General features: G+C 44.1%; 11 protein-coding genes. All 11 read right to left on the reverse strand.

Translation table 11 applies throughout. The annotated features are described in order from the left end of the window. Positions 1-92: 92 nt before the first annotated feature. The gene (locus VXM68_RS02845; RefSeq protein WP_367210399.1) at positions 93-2,489 is read right to left on the reverse strand and encodes a glycoside hydrolase family 2 TIM barrel-domain containing protein; all 2,397 of its coding nucleotides are present in this window, start codon (positions 2,487-2,489) and stop codon (positions 93-95) included. Between the two features lie 154 nt (positions 2,490-2,643). Beyond that, positions 2,644-3,759 carry a glycosylase gene (locus VXM68_RS02850; protein ID WP_367210400.1) on the reverse strand — a complete coding sequence of 372 codons (1,116 nt, stop codon included), beginning with the start codon at positions 3,757-3,759 and terminating at the stop codon, positions 2,644-2,646. Positions 3,760-3,864: 105 nt separating this feature from the next. After that, positions 3,865-6,603 carry a family 78 glycoside hydrolase catalytic domain gene (locus tag VXM68_RS02855; protein WP_367210401.1) on the reverse strand — a complete coding sequence of 913 codons (2,739 nt, stop codon included), beginning with the start codon at positions 6,601-6,603 and terminating at the stop codon, positions 3,865-3,867. A 39-nt stretch (positions 6,604-6,642) separates the two neighbouring features. Then, positions 6,643-8,106, reverse strand: a complete 1,464-nt coding sequence (locus VXM68_RS02860; protein WP_367210402.1) for a glycoside hydrolase family 28 protein — start codon at positions 8,104-8,106, stop codon at positions 6,643-6,645. Then, complete coding sequence (locus VXM68_RS02865) at positions 8,103-8,984, reverse strand: sugar phosphate isomerase/epimerase family protein (RefSeq protein ID WP_367210403.1); 882 nt, start codon at positions 8,982-8,984, stop codon at positions 8,103-8,105. Before VXM68_RS02865 ends, VXM68_RS02860 begins: the two co-directional genes overlap by 4 nt. Further along, positions 8,981-10,393: a S9 family peptidase gene (locus VXM68_RS02870; protein ID WP_293956962.1), complete on the reverse strand. Its 1,413-nt coding sequence runs from the start codon at positions 10,391-10,393 to the stop codon at positions 8,981-8,983. Before VXM68_RS02870 ends, VXM68_RS02865 begins: the two co-directional genes overlap by 4 nt. Next, positions 10,374-11,522 carry an exo-alpha-sialidase gene (locus tag VXM68_RS02875; protein ID WP_367210404.1) on the reverse strand — a complete coding sequence of 383 codons (1,149 nt, stop codon included), beginning with the start codon at positions 11,520-11,522 and terminating at the stop codon, positions 10,374-10,376. The genes VXM68_RS02870 and VXM68_RS02875 overlap by 20 nt, the downstream gene beginning before the upstream one ends. Before the next feature lie 40 nt (positions 11,523-11,562). Next, positions 11,563-14,304 (reverse strand): family 78 glycoside hydrolase catalytic domain, encoded by a 2,742-nt coding sequence (locus VXM68_RS02880; RefSeq protein ID WP_367210405.1) that lies wholly within the window; start codon positions 14,302-14,304, stop codon positions 11,563-11,565. After that, positions 14,304-17,081, reverse strand: a complete 2,778-nt coding sequence (locus tag VXM68_RS02885) for a glycoside hydrolase family 2 protein (protein WP_367210406.1) — start codon at positions 17,079-17,081, stop codon at positions 14,304-14,306. Before VXM68_RS02885 ends, VXM68_RS02880 begins: the two co-directional genes overlap by 1 nt. Positions 17,082-17,093: 12 nt before the next feature. Continuing rightward, positions 17,094-18,527, reverse strand: a complete 1,434-nt coding sequence (locus VXM68_RS02890; RefSeq protein ID WP_367210407.1) for a sialate O-acetylesterase — start codon at positions 18,525-18,527, stop codon at positions 17,094-17,096. Further along, positions 18,528-20,360: an exo-alpha-sialidase gene (locus tag VXM68_RS02895; RefSeq protein WP_367210408.1), complete on the reverse strand. Its 1,833-nt coding sequence runs from the start codon at positions 20,358-20,360 to the stop codon at positions 18,528-18,530. Between the last annotated feature and the right edge of the window lies 1 nt (position 20,361).

Consider the following 20,361-nt stretch of genomic DNA (forward strand, 5'->3'; position numbering starts at 1 on the left):
AACGCCATTTGTAAAGCTGTTTACCTTAGGACTGAATAACGAACCTGAATTAAATTTCACCAAAAATGGATAAAAACTATATCTCGCTGTACCTAGATCGATATTTGTTGGTCACCTAAAGCCGAGCTGATAATCACAGTACAGGGTGTGTCGGCCATTTTTTGAATCATTCCCAATGCTTTTCCCTTAAATGTTCTTCTTTTGGGCTGATGTAAGCCCCTTAGGTCGGCCTGAAATCCGTTATCGGTTCCAGGCACTTTCGCATTTCCCTTTACAATAAACTCAATTTCCTGATCATTGTGCAACACGGACTGTCCTGCTTGATCCACCAGTTCTGCGGTCACAAAATAAAGGTCCCGGGATTCTCCTGTGGCATATTTTTCATGTTCCACAGAAACTTTTACTGCATGTGCTTCTTTGGCCGTGCGGACACTTGCTTCCTGAACAATTTTACCAGCCCGCTTTTTAACCACCTTCAGTTCGCCTTTTTCAAAAGGCACCTTCCAGCTAGCGTGCAAACGATCTGCTGTCTTTGCTGAAGTTCCCAAACTCTTACCATTGAGAAACAGTTCGACCGCCTCAGCCTTGTTATAATAAGCCCACACGTCCACACTATCGCCGGTTTTCCAATTCCAATGCGGTAAAAGATGCAGGACATCCTGGTTTGTCCATTCAGACTGATACATGTAGTACACATCTTTGGGAATACCGGCAAGATCAACAATGCCATAGTAAGAGCTCCTTGCAGGATAAGGGTAAGGAACGGGTTCGCCAAGATAATCAAAACCGGTCCAGACAAATGTTCCCGCCAAAAAAGGACGGTTCTTGACCGCCAACCAAGCTTTCTCATGGCTTGTGCCCCAGTAGGCGGCAACATTATCATAGGCCGATACCGTATAATCAGGATTGCCATTGACGACATATTTGTCCTTCGATGATGCAGGCCAAAGCTGAATCGTGTCGTGCAGCCTGTCATATACCCCTCTGGTCTGTAAGGCAGACACGGTTTCTGATGCCAACAGCGGTATATTTTTGAATTCTACAGGTAATTTATCATAATCTTCATGTTTGTAGTTGAAGCCCAGTACATCCAAAGCCTCTGCCTGTGCGATAAAATTCTTTACATAATTATTTTCGGTCAAGGCAGCAGTAACGGGGCGTGTTGGATCCAGAGATTTTACCAATTTGGCCATTTCTTGCGTTAAGGCAATACCCGTGGAGTCAAATTGTTCTCGAATTTCATTTCCGATGCTCCATAGGATAACCGAAGCATGATTACGATCTCGACGCACCCATGCCTCAATATCCTTGAGGTGTTCCGTAGGAAAGTCAATGTGGTAGTCGAACTTATTTTTTCGCTTTTTCCACATGTCAAAGGCTTCATTGTAAACCAAAATTCCCATTTCGTCGCAGAGATCGAGTAACTCTTCTGCGGGTGGATTATGCGCAGTGCGAATGGCATTGGCGCCCATTTCTTTCATCATAACAAGCTGCCTTTTTGCAGCGGACTTATTGAAAGCCGCCCCTAAAATGCCCAAATCATGATGCATGCAGACTCCATAAATCTTCAAAGCCTCACCGTTTAAGTAAAAACCTGTTTTTGCATCAAACCGAATTGTCCGGAATCCAATTCGCTTTTCGATTTGATCTTCGATTGTATTATTTTCAGTTAAAAGAGCCAGTTGCACGCGATATAAATTCGGAGCAAGGGGACTCCAACGTTGTGGTTTTTCCACTTGAAGGGATGCATCAATATATCCATCTTTCTCCAGCCCTGTTTTTTTCAGCAGCAGATTGCCATTGGGATCCCATATCGTAATTTGATATTTCTTCCCTGCAACGCCATTAGAACGGGAACGCTTATTCAACTTGGAAAGTATTTTCAGCTGTCCCAGTTCACCACGGATTTCGGGCGTGGTGATAAAAGTCTCCTGCTCATCGAGGCGTACTGGACCGGTCTTGATCAGATAAACATCCCGGTAGATTCCGGAACCTGAATACCATCTGGAGTTTGGCTGTTTACTATTATCCACACGAACAGCGATCCGGTTGGGCTGGTTCCCAAATTTGAGATGCGGAGTCAGATCCAGTGTAAAAGAGAGGTAACCATTGGGCTTTTTCCCAAAATAAACACCATTAATCCATATTTCTGCATAACGGTAAACTCCGCCAAAGTACAACTGTATATTTTTACCCTGATCTACGGTCGGCAGCTTAAACTCCTTACTATACCAGCCAATTCCGCCAGGCAATGCTCCTCCTGCATTACCTGCTGGGTAACTAGCGCCAAAATCAGCTTTAATACTCCAGTCATGAGGGAGTTCGACCGATTCCCAAGCTTGGGCATCTCCGTCGTTCAAGCGATAGCCCAGCTGATCCTGCAACGTAAAATGCCAGTTTTCATTAAAGCTGATTTTTGAACGTCCTTGTCCGTATACAAGCTGAAGTTGAAATAAAAAGAGAATAGAAATAAAATAATATAAATTCATAAGTAAATGGTTATTTATAAGCACTGCTTTCATTGCAGTCAATGATGGCTTCGTGCTTGCGTCTTTATTCGTTAGTCTATATGGAGGTATTTAAACTTCCTTCAGGTTTATCCATTAGGAATAGTTTTTTGAAAAGTGACCTATGCCTGAGGGGCTATTCTTGCTCTCGGCTTAAGTCTTTAAAACGCACCGTACTTCTACCTAAATCTTTCGAAGTTGCCAAGGCGATACCGCGGTTACCTTTGCCGTCCACTGCACAATAAAAATGATAAACAACACCCTCCACTTTCAATACAAATGATTTGTGCGCATATTGCTGATCAAAACTTTCACTTGATTCAATCAGATTTGCACCATCCCAATCTGTCCAGTAGATTAGATCCTTGGATGCCGCAAATCGATTGAATGCCCCTTTACGGTCTTTCCAGAAAGCGCCAAAATAAAACATGACCCAAGTATTATGGATCCGCTGAATCATAGGGTCACCCGTGATGCCGATAGGATGATGAACCACCGGATCTTTTTGAAAACGCTTCCAGGTTTTCATATCGTCAGACACAGCCATACCAATACGTTCATACCATCGTGTTGCTTTATTATTGGGTAATGAATCGCCTACGGCATTGTAATACATGACGAAGCGATGGCCCGTCTGTTTATCAGTATCTTCAATCACATAGCTTTTGAATAGCTTATGCCGATTTTCCCACCAGGAAACATCCCGATCCGTACTGGTCAACACGGGCTTAGACAACCTTTGCCATTCCACAGGTTGTGTTGGTTTTTTAGTTGTATAAGCCATCCCAATCGCCAGCGGCTCAGGTTCGTAACCAGGTGTGGAACCACCGAAATAGGACATCCAGTATTTTCCAGCGTAGCTGTTGAGCTTATACTTCCCGCCCCATTTTGTATCCACCAAGGCATTATATCCTGCTCGCTGCTTAGCATCCCAGCTGCCATCTGGTGCCACGGAGAGTTGTTTCCCCAAGGTCTTCCAGTTCAAAAGATCCGAGCTCTGCGCCAGCCAGGTCTCATAACCACTTCCATCAAACACAATGTAGGTCATATACCAATATTTCCCCTCCTTATAAATAGTCGGACAATCCATCAGTTCACCTTTATGCGCAGGTACTAAAACAAGTCCATACTTATAGGGGGTCTTTACTTCTTCATAAATTTTTGTCATTTCCGCACTGGAAACTGCCGGAGTTTGAGCCTTTAATTTAGGACCGGCCAAAGCAATGGATAGCAATAGCATTAATCTTTTCATCTGTCTACTCTTTTTCTTCGTTAGTACAATCTGAACTATTTACGTTGTTGTCTAATGGTATTTCAATGGGTTTATAACTGGCTAAAATAATCACGATATCAGCTTTCATTGAGTAATTGTATATTTTCCTGAGCCCAATTTGAATTCAACATGGTCTTCTTTTACATTGACCGTTTGTCCCTCCATGGCCCATCCATTGACCTCATAATTTCCCTTTGGCAAAATCAACGTACATTGGCTATTGACAGGAATTTCCAGTTGATAATTTCCTTTCGATTGCTCCCGGTTAAAATAAATTTTACCATATGGGCTTCTAAAACTTATTTCACAGTCTTTCAGTGCGTTTAGCAATTTGGGATCGATCCGAAAATGTTTAAATGCGGTCGATCCTGCATCTTGCTGTATCCCACCCAAACCGGTATGAAACCATTCCATCAGGTGTCCAAGCATAAAATGATTATTGGAGACGTTTGGGAGTCCTGCCCAGGACTCGGTCAGTGCTGTAGCACTTTTCCGCAGTTGATAACCATACCCGGGCCTGTCGTCACGGTGATGCATGGCATAGATCAGATCATCACGGTTGTTGGCTTGCAACACTTTTAATAGGTAGCGGTGACCGATATCTCCGGCCGTCAACGCCGTATCGTTTTGACAGACCGCTTTTGTTAATCTTTCAAAGACTGCCTGTTCGGCTTCCTGGGGTACTAAACCAACGTAGAGCGGCATGGCCAGCGCCGTCTGACTACCGGAGCCATAGCTGTGCTCCTGAGGACTATAAAATTGCTGATTGAACGCATTGAATACGGCCTGCTGTATCGTCTTAAATTTTTCGGCATCTTCTTTTTTTCCCAGTAGCGTAGCGATGTCTACCATAAGCTTCAAGTCATAGTAATAAATTGCCGTAGCCGTAATCCCTGGAGTGGTCAGCTGGGAAACACCCGGACGTCCGGGGCCCAAATCATACCAGTCCCCCAAACCCTGTGTCAAAATATGATCCTTAACCTTTGTGCCCAAATAATCAATATAACGGGTCATCATGGCATAATTATCAGTTAGAAAAGCCTTGTTTCCATACCAGCAGTAGGCATACCATGCCAGGATAATTGAGCTGCTTCCCCACTCGGGCGAATCCCTGAACATATCCCCGCCCCAGTCAAACTGCACATATTCGGGCGCTATTTCAGGAACCAACCCATCCTTTGTCTGAGATTGGCGCATATCCCGCAGCGACTTGGCAAACAGGCGTTCAGCATCAAAGTTAAATTGTACCGACGGCCCCATTAAATGTAACTGCTCCAGCCAGCCCAATTTTTCGCGGTGTGGACAATCCGTAAAGACACTAACCATATTACTCTTAATAGCCCAATTGATCAATCCATGGATCTGATTAAATAGCGTATCGGAACTTTCAAAGCTTCCCACCTGTGCTGTACTATTCCGGATATGGGCCAACTGTATCGCATCCATTCGAACCGGTTTGCTACCAGCAGGATGTAACTGAACTTCAGCGTAGCGAAATCCATAATACGTAAAACGTGGCTGCCAGGACACCGTCCCATATTTTGCAAAAATATATTGATAATAATAAGGGCTTCCTGAATGCTTTTGACTAGGGCGGCCATCCGCCGTCAGCAATTCGGCCGGATACACCCGTACGGTATCTCCCGCTTGTCCGGTCATTTGCATAGTGACAATGCCCGACGCATTCTGTCCAAAATCATAGGTGATCCGTTTCCCCCCATCAGCTTGCTGAAATCCAACAGGTGCGAAGCGCTGCATAATTTTTACCGGATCAATATCCTGAGCCCGTAGATGTGGTCCATCCGTTATGCGCGCTTGCTGCCAGTTCCTATCATCGTAAACAGGGGCTGACCAATGATCAGGTAAAATCCGTGCATCGTAATCCTCGCCACCATACATGCTGGAAAAAGTAATGGGTGACCGGTGTGTTTTCCAGCCTGCATCACTAACGATCATTTCTTGCGTCCCGTCCGTATAGGTATTGACGATCTTAAGTTTGAGCTTTGGCAGACCAAAAGCAACTTTATGTTTTTGAAATCGGCCTTTAATTGGTGGAATATAATAAAACCCATTTCCTAATAGGGCAGCAATTGTATTCTTTCCCTGTTGCCAGGCTTGGGTAAGATCATAAACCACATAATAGGCTTCTTTGTCATATTTTGTCCAACCCGGCTGTAGCACTGCATCATCTACCCGCTTGCCGTTCAAGAGCAATTCGTAATGTCCCAGACCTGCCACATAAGCGATTGAAGAACTGATCTTCTTTTTCACCTGAACTGATTTCCGGAAAACCGGAAGGTCATAACTTTTATCCAGGCGGAGCTTGCTGGAGCTTAGCGGCAGTGGATTGACTAATGAATCCGGTAATATATCTTTAGCAATCCATCGGGCATTGCCCCAATCTTCTGCATGCAGTAATCCCGTATGAAAACGTTGTACCGCGCTTGTAGCTGTCTCCCTTTTATTATCACGAACGTGTATTCTGATGTAATAACTTGTACCCGTAGCTAAAGGATTTCCTTGGTATAACGAATTCAGGGATTGTTCTGTCGCTACCCATTGGGAATCCCAAAGAATATACTCCTTTGCAAAACGAGCGCTTTTACTGATCTGGATACGATAAGCCTGTTGTTGCACATCAAATTTATCGCTGTGCAATTGCCAGCTAAATGAAGGTTTTAATGTATTTATACCCAATGGGTTTTCGCGTCCTTCTATCAAAACGCGCGTTACTGATAACTTAGCCATACCAACTAGGGGCATAGCTAGTAATAACAGGAGAATGCTTCCTAAAACGATTCCCTGTTTTACAATATTCTTCATTCTTTTTCTTTTTTCCCCGACTGTATTCATAACCAACTATTAGGGCGATTCCGTGATGACACGCACGCGATCTTGTATCAGTCCCAAAACATTGGTTGTTGAGATACTGGTATCTTTACACAAAAAAACACTGTTTTTAATCTTGATATTTTTAGCATCTTTAATCGACAGATACCGGTCTCCGCGTCCAAAAACACGATCAATAGATACGTTTTCCAAAACAGACTCTGGAATACCTTCGATCTTAATACAATTTTTAGCTGCATCAATATAGATATCCTTTATTTGGATATTCGCGAAACGTGGTGTCAGAGCGTTCTTTTGAACTTCGAAATCACGGCTAGCCTGATTGCCCACATGTTGGGCTTGTCCCAGCATATCCCAGCGTAAAGCTGATTCCACCTCCTGCATCCGGATACGCTCAAAGTGAATATCAGATCCGCCACCACCGCGTGGCCTTCTGGTCTTAAAACGGATGCCAACATTGGTTTTTCCAAACACACAATCATGGACATACACCTGCTTGGCCATGCCGGCAGTCTCGCTACCGATCGTCAATCCACCATGACCTTTTTCGGAAAAGCAATAGCGAACAACTATATTTTCCGAAGGTCTATTTACCCGTAGTCCGTCGAACCCACGTCCTGCTTTTACGGCAATACAATCGTCTCCAGTATTTAGGGTACAGTACTCCAAAAGCACGCGGTTGCATGATTCAATATCGATCCCATCCCCACGTGGTATACCAATTGACTGTATACGTACCCCACGGATCACGACATCCTCACAATACGTGGGCACGATATTCCAAAAAGCAGTACGCTCGAGCGATACACCTTCAATCCAGACACTTTTGCAGTTAATAGGCGCAATGAGTGCCGGTGGGAAGATGAAATCTGCGGTCTTTCCATCGTAGATCCGCTGCTCAACAGGCGTATTACTATCGACAATATTTTCAATGACGTCATGCGTCATGGTTTTATTCCGGACGCTGCCTTCACCGGGGCCAATAATTCTACCTGATCCCGTGATGGCAATGTTTTCTGCCCCATTGGCATAAATACAAGCCCCCAAGCTATATAATTCTACTCCTTCGTTCCGTGTAAACACCACAGGCAGAAAATCATTGATTTCATGCTTAAATTCCAAAACGGAACCTTCACCCAATTTTAAATTAATATGGGATTTTAGCGTAATCCGTCCTGTATAGTGATGTCCTTTCAGTACTAACGTACCTCCCCCCTGTGCCGCAAGCTGATCGAGCTTAGCCTGTATATTTTCAGCAGGCCCTGCAGTATCATGTCGCATCGGAAATGTCGGCCGCTGGACCTTCCATGCCGTAAAAGGGGATTGTATCTTCTCTGGCTCAAGAGGCATCTCTCCCGCTCCTACCTGATCGGCACGTAACAGGATATTATCCAGCTGTTTTTCAACCGGAATACTTCGACATCCCTGCATGCCCATTACTACCACTACAAGCGATATTATCCAGTTTAATTTCATTGAAACACCTGTTTTACGTAACGTGTATTTGCACCAAAATTTTCTTTGACGGCACGTGGTGATAGATTAGCATCGCGAGATCGCTCGATCACGAGCCAACCGCGCCAGCCCATACGATCCAAGGTTTGTTTTACCAGGGGCATATTTAGTCGTTTATTATTTTCGAGCCAGACACCATCCTCATCCGTACAATGTATCTGACAGATCCGCTTCTTTCCTAAAATAGTCAGCTCCTGAATCAGATCACGCCCTTCTTTCAACGGATTGGAAAAATTAAAATAGATTTGGATATGTTTGGAACCAACTTCTTTTAAAAGACCGACTTCGCCTTTCGCGTCCAAAGCTGTTTCAATTCCGATCACCACACCGGCCTTTTTTGCCATCTCGCCAACCACACGAAGACGCTCCACGATAGCAGGTCGCAACTCAGGATACTTAACCAAATCGCACGTTACGCCCAAAGGCAAAAAAGCCACTTTAACGCCCATTTTCTGACAAGTGTCCAAACAATCCCCTACCATCTGCTGATAAGTCGGCCGTGTGGCAAAAGACTGTGCATAAAAGCCAGTCATGGCCAACGAACAGATCGTTATTCCGGTTTCCTTTGCTTTGTCAAGAAAGGCCTTCCGTTGCGCAGGATCACCTAACTTACTGTCAAAAGTAACCCGGTTGCCCAGTCCGCCCATATCTACCTCCAACCCATCCGCTCCTATTTCTTTTGCCAGGTCAAATGCACTTAGTTTTTGCCGCTTTAATATCATCAGATCGATTACGGCAACATTGTAACGCTGCTTTTGTGCTGCAAAGAGAACAGAAGGCAGTGCTGCTACACCAATTAAGGCCAAGGTATTGCCTATAAATTTTTTTCGGTTCATCATAGTTCAATCTGATATGATTTTAATACTACTTTCAATTGTTCCATCCCACGAATGGCGTTCTTTGGTAAGTCTTCACCTTTCTTTCCGAAACTGTATAATAATTCTTCAGGCTCGATCTGAATACCGGTCTCCGCGATGATATCGGCAGCTTTAGATTGATCCAATTGAAAATGATCTGTTAGGAATTTGTAGAGTGCCTGCCTTTTGTTATAGCCAAAATCATGGCCTTCATCAGGAAAATGTGTATGTTGCACCTGATTTTGCTGCCCATAATAACCGTAAATATGTTGCAGGTACGGAAAATCGTTGATTGCGGTCTCCTTCGTCCAATCCTGCCCATCGGAGATGATCAGCTGTGGTTTGGGCGCTGTCATCGCAGCCAGTTCGACATTATTGGTACCACCACAGACAAAATGCACGGGCAGTCCACTCTCACAGGGGCATCCACCAAAGAAGTAGGATGACATCGCCACGACAGGGGCGACCAAAGTAAAACGATCGTCCAAGGCGGCCATTAAAATACTGTGACTACCTCCACCTGATCCACCACTGATACCTACCCTGCTCCGATCGACTTGTGGCAGGCTCATAACATAGTCTAAAATGCGCTCGGCGCCCCAGGTCTGCATTAACATCGCCTCACTGCTGCGATGATCTGAACCAGCAAACTGCAATAAAGACTCGCCCCAGGCAAATAGGTCATAGCTTACTGCCATACATCCCATTCGAGCTAAGGTGATAAATCTCTTTTGCGCATCCGAACGGTAGCGCTGCTGTGGCCAATGACCATCTGGAGAAAGCACAACTGGGATATTTTTCTTCTGTTTGAGCGGCGTATAGATACTGCCATTGATATAGACCCCTGGTATAATTTCTAAGGCAAAATTCTGAACCTGGTAGTCCGCATAGCGACGTACCTTGCCTAATTGAATGGGTTGATTCGGTATACTTTTCAGCTTATCCCAGTACATCGCTTGTCTCAACGCAACACGCAATTGATCTTTTCTCTTTTCCCAACTTGCCTGATCTGTATATTTTTTAGACAAGAGGTTCAGAAAATCCCAGCCTTCCTGTGGTTTCCAGCGGTAATACTCGTATGATTTTAATTTATACGTATTAGGCTTTGCTTCCTCTTGCAGTTTAAAACCCGAAGGATACAGCAAATTGATTTCTGTACCGCCAAGATCTGCTCTCAACTTCCAAGGAGCATACTCCACTATAATGTTCTTGACCATCAGTGGATCATATTTGATCTTGACCTGATAGCGCTCCTGCATTATCGCCAGAACTTTTTCTAGCGGTTGCTTAAATTTATGCTCATAATTCATTAAGCTGTCTTGACCTTTCACCATAAGCGAAACGACACACAGGCATAAGGTGAAAATGAGCTTATTCTTCTTCTTTGACATATACATTAGGATCTGGTTTTTTATATCCCTTTTTTATTGGCCATATGCCATCCTTGATCGGGATTAACTTCACTTTCTTCGGATCTACGACGACATGTTTCATTTTCTTTCTACGCCAGGTGTAGCCAAAATGCAATAGCCCATCTTTAGTTTGAATCACTGCGGGATAAGAATACTGGCTGATTGGCGAATCCTCAAGAACAAGCGCAGCCTGCCAGTCCTTGCCATTTTTGGAAAAGGCAACATTTAATGGGGTACGTGCGCCTTTAGCTAAGTTACCTTCCGGAAGCACGTGGTTATACACCAATACATGCCGTCCGTCACTTAGCGTTACGGCATCTGTACCCGAATTATTATTGGGGAGCGTCGTTTTTTCCAGTGGGGTCCAGTGCTCACCCCAGTCCTTTGACCAGGATGTCACAACCGCACGGTTGCGTGTGCGCGCTAATATTTGCAACCGGCCATTTCCGTGGTCAAGTATGCTCGGTTGTATGGCGTCCAGATTATCTGCACCACGGGCGATTGGACCTATCTTGCGCCAGGTCTTACCGAAATCCGAACTCGCTTCAAAATGTACGTTCCAGCCATTTCCTTCCGTGCTTGAAGGACTCAGCAAGGTGCCATTTTGCAAAAGAACAGGTTTGTTTTTCACAGGTCCAATAAAGCCATCGGGCAATCGTTCGGCAGCAGACCAAGTCTTTCCGCCATCTTTGGAGCGTTTGAGCATGCCCCACCATTCCGATGGTTTGGGCCCAATTTTATAGAATAACAAGAGATCTCCGTTGGGTATTTGATATAAAACTGGGTTCCAGGTCGGCAAGCGCTTGCCATCTGGCTGTACACCATCCGCTGCCGACACTGGCGCTAACCAGTTGCCGTTTTCAAATCTACTCACATAGATTTCCACATCGGGATGACGTTCTTTCGTTCCACCAAAAAAGGCATATACTAGGCCTTGATCGGTCTCTGCCATGGTAGCCGAATGACAGGAAGGGAAAGATGCTGTATCATAAATAAACTCATCTTTTATGACTCCTTTTTGCCATTCTTTTAATGTCGGATTTTGTCCGTAAGAACACAAGGAATATAAAAACAATAGGGCTGTTGCTAATTTAATCTTTATCTTCATAAATGTATTTTTAATATTATACATGTATACTAAATACTGCTTATAGTTTAATTTTGAATTGGTAATGTCCAGATCCAATAACGAACCAAGTGCCTGATTTTTCCTGTCGTAGAATCTGAACATCTTTATCGTTTTTTAATTTTCGGTTGCTTTCCAGAATCGTGGACAGTTCTGTCGTAGGCAGATAGATCTCTGCTCTGGTATTGGCCGGAATAGAAATCTTCCATTCGAAAGCCGATTTGCTTTTGCTCCAACTGGATTGAATGGTTCCATAAACACTTTTATAGCTTGCATCCACATGATCCAATCCTGCTACGACCTGCGGTTTCATGACAACAGTCTGAAAAGCATGCTCCTTTGATTTGATGCCCGCCAGATCCTCATAGAGCCATACCAAGAGATCGCCCAACATCATCACATGATTTTGTGAGTTCATTTTGGGATGGGCAGTATTCCCATTCCACAACTCCCAAATTGTTGTGGCCCCATTTTCTACCATGTAACCCCAAGAAGGATAGGTCTTATTGGTTGCAATTTTATAGGCAAGATCCACACGACCTATTTTGGTAAGCGTGCGCATAATCCATTGTGTTCCGATAAGTCCTGTACTCAGATGCCCCTGATTTTCTTTTTCGACAATCTCAACGATCCGATTACTGAGCTTTTCTCTATTCGCATCCTCTACCAATCCCAAATACATTGGTAGTAGGTTATCGGTCAATGAATTACTACCATAATAGCCTGCATCGCGATAGAACGCGGCATTAAATGCTACTCTCATCTTCGCTGCACGATCCAAAAAGTTAGCTTGATCCTGTCCGTTGCCGACGAGGACACTAAATCGGTTCATCATTTGCAGCAAATGATAGTAATAAGATGTTGCGATCAATGCGCTTGGATATTTTTTATCGGCAATCTTTCCTCTTCCGGCTTCAATGGTTATCGGTGGGAAACACCAATCTCCATAACTGTCCTTAGTAATGATACCACCCGGGCCTGTATAACGAGCCTGCATATAATCCATCCATTTTTTCATGGCCGGATAATGTTTTTCCAAAATGCGCAGATCGCCAGTCTGCTGATAGAGCATATCGGCGATAAATAGGTATGTTCCTGGCCAGCTGATATTATCACTATAGTAGCGCCAGAAGGCTGGTGCAACATCCGGTAACGCGCCATCCTCCTTTTGGGACAGCCGAATATCTTCGAGCCATTTAGTATAAAAATTGGCGTTATCAAAGAGGAAGTTCTCACCGTATGCACTGACTGGACGGTCACCCAACCAAGGCTGACGCTCATTGCGTTGAGGACAATCTACCGGTATACCTTTGTAGTTTGAGGCGATCCCCCACCAAGCATTCTGATGGATCCGATTGATGAGTGTGTTGGAAGACACAAAAGTTCCCGCATCGGGTATATCGTCGTAGACAAAACGTCCAACAAAATTATCTTTTGAAGCTACACCCGGATAACCGCTGACTTCCACATAACGAAATCCATGGTAGGTAAACCGCGGTTCCCAGGTTTCTTTTCCGCCACCTTTTAATATATAATGATCCGTTGCTTTGGCATCGCGCAGATTGGTTGTAAATAACTCGCCGTCTTCCGTCAAAGATTCTGCAAAACGGAGTGTCACCGCTGTTCCACGCGTACCAGTCACCGTCATCTTTATCCAACCCGAGAAATTCTGTCCGAAATCAAGGATGTATTTTCCTTCGGACTTTTTGACAATCGAAACTGGTGCAATATCTTGCATAACCTTCATACCTTCCGACTGCGCTTCATAATTGCCACCGGGCTCCTGCACAAAAGCAGCCTTTAACCATGTGTTATCGTCATAATCCGGATTTGCCCAGCCCGTTAGCTCCTTTCTGGCATCATAATTCTCACCGTCATATTCGTTATTTGCCGTTATGGGTCCTTCGGCCGTTCCTTTCCACGAATCATCGGTCTTAATGACTTCCGTTGAGCCATCCGTATAGGTCAACATAAGCTGCATCTGCAATTTGGGGAATCCAAAGGTTTTTACTTTATAAGGTTTTGCTTGACGCATGGCATAAAAGCGGCCATTTCCTAAAATGACACCAAGCGCATGTTTACCCTGCGAAAGTGATTTTGTTACATCCAAAACATTATACTTAATGTTCTTTGTATAATCCGTAGGCACTGGAGCCAGTACTTGATCGCCTATCTTCTTGCCGTCAATATATAATTCATAAAGTCCTAGCCCCATCACATAGGCTGTAGCCCGCTTAATCTGTTTGGTTGTTGTAAATTCCTTTCTGAAATAACGGGCAGCCAATTGACTAGTCTTTTCATTGTCTGATGGGAAATACTGATCAAAACCAATCCAGCGTCCTGTCCAATCTTTGTAATGCAGCAGCCCCATAGTCCAAACCGCCGGCTCAGACCAGCTACTTTCACCCTTATTCGTATACACTTTTACTTTCCAGAACACTTCCATGCGGCTCTGCAGAGCGCTGCCTGCATAAATAACATACGTGGAATTATTCGAAACCTGTTTCCCAGAATCCCAAAAATCGCCGATATTCTGATCCAGTTTTTCTTGTGAGGAAGCGACAAGTACCTGATAGGCTTCTTGTCGGATAGACCGCTCACTGCCCTGCAATTGCCAGCTCAGTCTTGGAGCAATGACATCTATACCGATCGGATTCGAACGTAATTCAGTCCGCAGGTTTGCAACAGTGATCTGCGCTGTAGCCTGATGCCACAAGATCGACAAGAACATGGATAAAAAGGATGCAAGAGTATTAGCTTTCATTAGTTTTCAAAATCAAAATAAAGTACCATATGCAAAGCCCGAGCTGGCTCCTTCTCAAAATCGTAGTAAACGTGCTTCATGCCCATAGGCCCGGTCGTTTCTGGCTTTTGTGTTTTCGTGCCGATGGCTGAAATACCATTCATAAAAGAAATATCGCCTTTCGGAAAAGTAGGTTCCATGTTTTTCCATTCGGTATCTTGCTGTTCTTTTGGCGTATATAAACGCAAAAACACATCCTCCCGATCGGTAAACACGCGGAAACTTTGATCCTTTCCGATAAATTTGGTCCAGTACATATTGGCATGGTACCCTTTAAATTCGGGATATTCGAATGGCGATTCGCCCGTTGCCGTGTTATTGTACTTCTTTTTCCACACGCCAAACTGATTCCCTTTCATCCGGTTTTTCCAAACCCGATAAGGGCCCATTCCCCGATACTCAACACCTTCGATTTGATCTTCTGGAAAATCGAAATTCACCCCAACAAAACGTGTAAAATAACTTTCAGGAAAATATTGAACATGCATCTTCAACTGTCCCGAAGCAAGGATTTCCCAACGCAAGGTATTGTAACTATTTTTTTTATCAAAAGTAGATGCGATAATCACCTTTCCATCCTCACGGCTCAATTTGAAATTCTTATAATTTGTCACCGCTTCCTGCAAAACCGGTCCGTTTTTGACAGGAATTATTCCTTTGGCATTTTGAACCTGCTCCAGTAATCCGCTTGTCTTATTGATTTGATAGCGAATGCCATTTGCTTTTACCAGATACGTATTCGGGGTCTCCTGTACGACAATCTCCCCTGTTCCATTTGGTTTCAGGAGACTACCTGCCACCTGATTCGGCAATGTAATTGGAAAACTCCAGGTAAAAAGTTCCTGTTGATGCGCATCTTTTGCAGTAATATATAAAACATCGAAGTCCTCCCAACCTGTAGGGAAATCAACTTTTAAGATTCCTTTCTCACCAGGGCGGATATTGGGTGCGACAATCGTTCCGTTTTTTGTTTCTTTCGCTTCATCATAACCACCCAACTTTTTGAGTTCGTACGAAAATGAACACTGATTAATATTGGTAAAAGAATATCTATTTTCAATATGGAACGAACCATCAAATCCTTTGGTCATTTCTCGTTTTTCAAAGAAGATAGGACTCCATACTTCTTTAATGGTAAAGAAGCTTCCTTCCTTTTCGCCGTGTGGACCAATAATACCATCTGGGCCACGATTTCCGTCAGTATCTATGATACCACCTTTATCCGTCCTGACGATGCCCTGATCACGAAAATCCCAAAGAAAACCGCCCGCAGCAAGGGGATTGGCAAGCATCGCTTTCCAATAATCCTCCAATCCGGCACCATGTCCGCCATCGTACATGCCATGCAAAAATTCCGTCGGCATAATAATATTATGCCCATGATCATAGGTACCAATACCATAATTATATTCCCGGTAATGAGTTGTTTCAAAACCATCATGTACGGCCCAAGGATAAATCACGGCACGTTTTTGAACATCCTCCTCTGCGAAGATGGGATCGAAATCCGGATTATGCCCACCTTCATTGCCATTTGCCCAGAAAACAACGGACGGATTATTTTCGGATACCGCCATCATCTCCCGCAATAATTTGGTACCGATTTCCTTATCGTAGTGTCCGTGCCAGCCCGCTATCTCGTTCATGACATATAAACCCAATGAATCACAGACAGCCAAAAAATGATTGTCTGGCGGATAATGGGCCATCCGAACAGCATTCATATTCATTTCCTTCATGAGCTTCACATCGGCAATACTAACTTCCTTACTCGTCGTCCGCCCCGATTCCGGAACGAACGCATGCCGATTGACCCCTTTAAATCGAACCTTTACGCCATTGACATAAACACCATCACGTTCTTTCACTTCTATGGTTCGAAAACCAAATTTTTGCTCCAGCTGATGCTGTACCTTACCATTTTTCGACAAGGTAAATTGTGCTGTATATAAGTTTGGAAATTCGGCAGACCATAATTGCGGCGCTGAAAACTGTCCCTCGAGCCAGTTATTTTTGTCTGACAGCTTTGCTTTCAGCTGTTTTCCAAACTTCCTTCCTTTGGCGTCAAATAGTTGAACGGTAATTTCATCGGCTTCTCCCACCGTCTTTATTTTGGCTAGGAATGTTCCGTCAGCCTTTGCGTCCAACGAAACACGTTCAATATGATGCTGGGGCAGGGCCTCTAAATAGACCGGCCTAAAAATCCCACCGAAAATCCAGAAATCACCTTCCCGTTCCGCCGCATTCACCGACTTGTTTGCCGAATGTTTAGCGACATTGACTTCCAATAGATTTTCTTCGCCAAACTTCAATAGTTTCGTAATATCGTATTTGAAAACATAATATGATCCCTGATGGATGGCGCCGGCCAGCTTACCATTGATCTTGACTTCGGTATCAGTCATAGATCCTTCAAAAACTATCCGAACCTGCTTATTTTTCCAGTCATCGGATACGTTAAAGCTATATTTATAGTGACCGACCTCTTTGCCTTTATCAGCCTCTTTATTGAACCCGTAATTATATTTCCCGAAGCCTTGTTGTTCCCAGTTGGAGGGAACTGGTATTTTAGTCCATTTCCCAGCGTTCAAGCCTTCGGTCACATAAAAATCCCATAACACACCATCATCCTTTCCTGTTCCAGAGAGGTACTGGCTCGCTGTTTTTTGGGCGGATACCTGCAATCCCATAGTCCCAAAAAAAAGTAAGGATAACGCTATTTTTGTTTTCAAGTTCATGATCGCTAAAGACTATTTTAATTTAATGTGTTGTAATGGATTATTTGTTCTAAAAGGTGCAGCCGGCAGGTCAGCGGCATTGACCAAGTTTGGTTGCGCTGCTTCGTCCCATCCAAACCGGACCTGAAGGACTTTTTGTACCTGGTCACTTTCAAGTACGACTGTATGTCCGTTGATAGTAGCCTTTGCTGGATAAAAGATGCCATCCTCACCCGCAACTTCAAATGATGTTAAGGGGTTACCATCAATGGCCTTTAAGCCTTTCGCATGTTTCAATTTTACCCTTGCTAGTTTGCCTTGATATTTTACGGCCGCTAGTTCAGGGCCATCGGCTACAATATTGCTATGATAGGTGTATTTTAAAGCCTTAAGGGCATGACGACGGCCGATTTCCCATTTATAACTTGGATGGAGATCGTGTGGATCATCGACCAAATCTGTCGTAATGATACGTGCTGTATGCGGCAATTGTAAAACCAGATCTTGGGCTTCCCGAAATTCTGGCAACACTGTTCTCGGCATACGGACATGGCCTTTTTCGTCCAGAGAATAATAAAAAGGTGCGATCTCGGTAAAATAAAACGGTAATTTGGGGTTCTCCCAAAGAGTTCGCCAATTTTCGATCAGCGCCTTCATTTTATAACTATAACTAATATTCTCTTTTAGAAAGGTATTGGATTCACCCTGGTACCAAACAAATCCTTTTATGGTATAAGGCGCTAATGGTGCAATCATCGTGTGAAAGAATTTACCGGGATCGCCTTCTTTGTTTTTATCTTTCAGATAAGGTGAACTTGCCCAATATTCTTCGGAGAACCAGGGCTCGATTCTGCTGCCGCTCACAGCTGATGAAATAATGCCTACAGGAACACCTAATTCTTGCTGTAGCGTTTTCCCGAAGAAATAGGCCGGTGCAGAAAATTGACGCAGTGCCGAATCCCGTGCGACAGCCCAGCCCTGATATTGGCCATCCGGTTTGGCCAGAAATTTTCGGCGTACTAAAAAAATTCGGATATTGGGATTGTTTGCTTCGGAAACTTCATTTTTAGGGAAATAGGTACCTCTCAACGGAGCTTTAACTTTCTCAATTTTACGCATTTGGTATTCCATATTCGATTGGCCCGAGCACAACCATACTTCACCGACCAAAACATCTTTAAGCTCGATCGTATTGTTTCCCCTGATGGTCAACGTCTGTCCAACCGCATTAGCCGACATGGCTTTTAGTTCAACTTTCCAACGACCATTTTGATCGGCTTCTGTCCTCTTCAACTGGTTTTGAAAAGCTACGCTTACCTGCTCGCCAGGGCTCGCTGAACCAAAAATGGCTACCGGTTGGTTGCGTTGCAAAACCATGTGATTGGCAAAAATATTGGGCAATATAACATTTGCCTTTGCCGAAAAACTGGCCGCCAATAAAACAATATGTACAATAAACCCTCTCATTTATTTTACTTTTTCCGCTTTCAGCGAAGTAATCTGATAAATGGCTTCTTTTACCGAATCACCTGCATTTTCAACATCAAAATCTTGGTCTGTTTCCGTATCCGCATTGGGAAACCTTCTGACATCCCCCGTACGGAACGACACCTTGCTCACGTTGCTTACAGGTTGGAAAAATAGCTTCGTACCCTTGTCCTCGCCATTGATAGCAACTTGATAAGAGCGGGTGCTCACATCGAAAGTCAATGCAAAGTGATACGTTTTTCCCGCCTCATATTTCGTCAACGAGGCATTTCGGTACCCGGCTTTATTTTTGATCATGCCGTCTTTGTCCATGATAATTCTCGCAGCTGCTAAGCCACTATCATTCACCAATTCAATCTGTAAAGAACCATGATGATTTTGCTGTGGGGTCACCGTAAATTCAATGCTGCCTTTCTGAGCCGATTGAATGACGCGATCTGCCTTCGCATAGTCGAAAGGATCTTTATCTCGCAAAACCAACGCTGTACCTTCAACCTTGGCACTTGCCCACAGCGGACTATAAATATTCCAGTTGTTATAGGCTTGTCCTGCATTTTTTGCGAAATTATCATTCACGGCCTCTTCTACAGTAGACTTGATCGGAACAGGTACAACTGCAGTCCAAATATCTTCTTTGTTCATACTGTACGTCAACCACATATTGTTATCGGGAACCACGCCATTACCTTCGACGATACCACGAACATATTGCGGTCCATACGACTTATAGTTCCCGCCATAACGCATCGTGGTGATCTCACCGGTCACCAATAACAAATCGGTATAATTCAATCCATCATTGCTGGTTGAGACGGCTAGTGGCCACCTGAATTCCGATGGGTTATACACTATTGCGTAACGTCCATCCAAAGTTTTCTGTCCCCAGATTTTCGCATTGCTATTCACAAATCCAGGCGCACGCAAAGGCGAATATTGCCAGGTCTTTCCATTATCCTTACTCATTGATGTCAATGCATGTTTCCATAAACCGACGACCCTTCCATCATTTAGGTGATAGAAGGAAAAAGCTTTTACCGGACGTTGCAAGGGAATTAATGGATCGTTTCGGTCCGACTCCTCGACCCATTGTTGCATCATGAGTGGCGTGCCCAGCAATTCGTCACAAGCTTGTACAAAGGCCTTATCTTTGCTCTTTTTATAAAAAGGATATTTGGCCCCCTTCTCATCGAAAGAAGCATTGAAGTGAATAAAATAGATTGGCCCAAAGCTACCATCGTTGTAGATCTCCCGCACGACACGTCCGAGACCATTTCCATCATTTGGATCGTCCTTGGCATCCAGGGCTACACCGTAATAACCAAGCGTCAGCAATTTATCATTCTTTGCATGATAAAAACCCATACGCTGGTGCATGATTGCATATAAATTTCTCCCGGCCTTATCCGTTCGTCCCGGCTTGGTAAAGCCTTCTGGAACCAGATAAGTAGGGAATAAATCTGTCGGATTAGACCAATTGCGACCATCTTTTGACGTCAGCAGCAAGGTTTTTCCTTCCGCGATATGCTCCCCCACAGGATTGCTGAGAAACTGTAGGTAATAAGTATTGTTCCAATACGCTAAAAAAGGCTGGTGGTTATACGTAAAGTTGTGTCCGCCTGCTAATTCCGGGAATTCCCTATTTGCTCGAAACACCTGGATATTGTGCGTACCCACTGCAGGTGCCAGCTGTCCGTGGTGATAATCTACATTGGATAATGTCTTTCCTATATACTTTACCGTATCTTGTTGCGCTATCGCCTGGTGCATGACAGACGCCAGCGATAGACTCACTAATACTGATTTTATACTCATA

Source organism: Sphingobacterium sp. R2 (assembly GCF_040760075.1).
Lineage (GTDB): Bacteria > Bacteroidota > Bacteroidia > Sphingobacteriales > Sphingobacteriaceae > Sphingobacterium.